Raw genomic sequence first — 521 nt, 5'->3', positions numbered from 1 at the left:
GATGCGGGCCCGCATCCCGGGCCTGCAGGTGGCCGGCGTCGAGACGCCGCCCTTCCGCCCCCTCGACGCCGCCGAAACCGAAGCGATGCGGGCCCGCATCCGGGATTCGGGGGCGCAGATCGTCTGGGTCGGCCTCGGCACGCCCAAGCAGGAGCTGTTCATGGCGGCCCATGCGCCGCACCTGCCGGGCACGGTCGCCATGGGGGTCGGCGCCGCCTTCGACGTCGCCACCGGCCGCATCCCGCGGGCGCCCAGGTTTTTTCAGGTCGCGGGCCTCGAATGGGCCTACCGCCTCGCCCGCGAGCCGCGGCGGCTGTGGCGGCGCTACCTCGACACGATCCCGCGCTTCCTCCTGATCGCCGCGCGCGACGCCCTCAGCGCGAAAAAGGCGCCCCCGCCGCGCGCTCCCGGCGCATCCGGGCGAACGGGATCGCCGGCAGCCTGAGCCCGGTGCCCTCGGCGAGCGCGGCGAAGTCCTCCGGGTTCACGGAGGTCCGCGCCAGCGCGGCGAGGTCGGCGGG

Annotated in this window: 1 protein-coding gene; it reads left to right on the top strand. The window is 76.2% G+C overall.

What is annotated here, in order from left to right; all coding sequences use genetic code 11:
- Positions 1 to 445: WecB/TagA/CpsF family glycosyltransferase (locus QR78_RS31675; protein ID WP_048431619.1), on the top strand; the 445-nt coding region annotated here is incomplete at its 5' end.
- Positions 446 to 521: the final 76 nt, after the last annotated feature.

The organism is Methylobacterium indicum (assembly GCF_001043895.1).
Taxonomy (GTDB): Bacteria; Pseudomonadota; Alphaproteobacteria; order Rhizobiales; family Beijerinckiaceae; genus Methylobacterium; species Methylobacterium indicum.
Note: the sequence above shows the minus strand (reverse complement) of the source record. Positions and strands in the feature narration are given on the sequence as shown.